Below are 2226 nucleotides of genomic sequence, written 5' to 3'. Positions count from 1 at the left end.
GGGCCTTTGCCGGAGACTGGATCGAACCGTCGCGCTGGCGGCACGGGAACCGCCTGAGCTGCGAGCGCTGATGGTCAGGCCGACAAAGTCGGGTCGGCCCACCAAGATGGTCCCTGCTCGAAATTCCCGTCCATCCTGACCAGCGGTCCGTCGGGCGCGTCGGCCACATACGGGTTCACGAGCGGCATCACCGTCGCCTTCAAGCGCTTCTGCTCGCCAGCCACACGCCCGCGCCGTTCCAGCAGATCCTCCAGCCATTCGAGATCGTCGAGCATCGACACCACGCCGCGGCCGGCGAGGCAGAAATAGATGCAGCGCTGAAAATCGTCGGCACCATCATTGCCGAGGATCTCCGCCAGCTTCAGCTTGCCCGCCGGAACGCCTTCATGCACCCAGCTCACCGCCTCGCGCAGCTCCCGCACCGAATAATAGGCGTCCTCGACATGGATGCCGATAGCCGCATTGGCGATCATGCGGCGCGTCGGCCGATTCTCCATGTCCAGCGCCGCATCCCGCAACGTGATGTCGAGGTCGAACAGGTCTCTGAGGCTCGGCGTCGTCATGGCAAATCTCCTACTCAATAGAACGTAACGTGAACAAGCGCGACCGTCAATTGTCCGCATGCGTCCGTTGCGAGCGGAGCGCGCATCATGCCCATCAACGTCATCGTTGGCCTGCCGCACCTGAACGAGGGGCCAATCCTTCAGCGGGCACGCGCGCTTGGCCGGACCGCGCTCATCTCGGCGAACGCGCTTTCACGCTGGTCCGACAAGGGCGGCTGGCGGGAATGGGCCGGATGGCGCCTGGGGCAACTACAGAATGCACGGGGCTTGTCCGGCCTCTGCCTGGACTCCGCAGGCTTCGTCGCGGCTGCGCGCTATGGCGGTTTCCCCTGGTCACTGGCGGATTATGTATCGCTGGCGGCGGCCTATCCCTTTCATTGGTGGGCAAGTGCCGATTACTGCGTCGAGGCCGAAATCGCGCGAGATCGCGACGAGGTTTTTGACCGCCTGTCGCGCACCATCCGCGCCAATCGCGATTGCCGCATCCTGGGCGAGGATGCCGGAATAGCCGACAGACTGATGCCTGTGATTCAGGGCCGGCGACCATCCGACTATGAGCGCTGCGTCGATGCGCTCTGGGGCTCGCTCAACCCTGGCGCACTGATCGGCGTGGGAAGCATGTGCCGGCGCGACATCCACGGGCCGGAGGGCTTGATCGCGGTCATCGACCATCTCGATCAGATTTTGCCGCCCGGTGTCCGTCTCCACGCATTCGGCGTCAAAGGCACAGCGTTGCCCTATCTACTGCCGTTCGCGCATCGGATCGCCTCGATCGACAGCCAGGCCTATGGTGTCGGCGCGCGTCGGGCAGCCCTGCAGGCGGGCATTGCCAAGACGGATCGAGTGGTGGCCGACCATATGGAGCAATGGCTGGCCGGTCAGCACCTCCGGCTAACCGAGCGGCCGCGCCGCCTTCCGCAACAACGTCCTGCCGAAGCAGATTCGCCGCCCAACGACCTTTGGGAGACTGCTCTCGCCCAGGCCCGTACCGAAATCCGCGCTCTCATCGAGTCCGGTGATCTTGATCACGATGAGATGTTCGAGCCGTGGCTCGAGCAGTGGGCGGCCGACATCTTCCATGGCCAGACGGCCGAGCGGTGAAAGGGGAGAGGGAGTGGTTGACCGCATCGCACCCTGTCGGGACCGCCATGGTCCCGCTCGCCCGGATTGCCGTGGGCTATAATCCGCGCCGCTATTTCGACCGGAAGAAGCATGACGAACTCGTCGCCTCCCTGCGCTTGCGGGGCATGCTGCAGCCGATGCTGGTTCGGCCCGCCGCCGACCTGCCGGAGCATTTCACGATCGTCGCGGGCGGTCGCCGCTACCGGGCCGCAATGGAAGTCTTCGGCGAAAACGGCGAGGTGCCGGTCCTGATCCGGGAGATGACCGACCAGGAGGCGCTCGACGCGGCGATTGCCGAAAACGACGATCGCGATGATCCTTCCGAGACCGAGCAGGCGGACGCGGCCGTTCGCTATCTCGCGGCATGCCAAGGCGATCGGGCTGAAGCTGCACGGCGGCTTGGCTGGTCCCGCGCAAAGCTGGATCGCCGACTCGCGCTCGCCGACCTTTCCGAGACCGTCAAAACCGCGCTCGACGAGCGCCGGATCAAGGTCGGACACGCCGAATTGCTCGCCGCCGTTCCCGCCGACAAGCAGGACAA

The 2226-nt window shown here is 65.1% G+C and carries 3 protein-coding genes; 2 read left to right on the top strand and 1 reads right to left on the bottom strand.

Annotated features, from left to right (window positions below; all coding sequences use genetic code 11):
- Nucleotides 1-74: 74 nt before the first annotated feature.
- Entirely contained in the window at nt 75-563 is a 489-nt protein-coding gene (locus DI605_RS21440) for a hypothetical protein (protein WP_293977824.1), read from the bottom strand.
- Between the two features lie 87 nt (nt 564-650).
- Here DI605_RS21440 and DI605_RS21435 point away from each other — a divergent pair, with 87 nt between their 5' ends.
- Nucleotides 651-1664 carry a hypothetical protein gene (locus DI605_RS21435; protein WP_293977822.1) on the top strand — a complete coding sequence of 338 codons (1014 nt, stop codon included), beginning with the start codon at nt 651-653 and terminating at the stop codon, nt 1662-1664.
- A 47-nt stretch (nt 1665-1711) separates the two neighbouring features.
- A partial coding sequence (locus DI605_RS21430) for a ParB/RepB/Spo0J family partition protein (protein WP_293977820.1) occupies nt 1712-2226 on the top strand: 515 nt, incomplete at its 3' end.

The organism is Sphingomonas sp., assembly GCF_003248515.1.
In the GTDB taxonomy this organism is placed as follows: domain Bacteria; phylum Pseudomonadota; class Alphaproteobacteria; order Sphingomonadales; family Sphingomonadaceae; genus Sphingomonas_I.
This window is presented reverse-complemented; position numbering and strand designations above follow the sequence as displayed.

Excerpts from the sequence above, each read along its gene's own strand:
- DI605_RS21440 (WP_293977824.1), bottom strand. The coding sequence starts at position 563 with ATGACGACGCCGAGCCTCAGAGACCTGTTCGACCTCGACATCACGTTG.
- DI605_RS21435 (WP_293977822.1), top strand. The coding sequence starts at position 651 with ATGCCCATCAACGTCATCGTTGGCCTGCCGCACCTGAACGAGGGGCCA.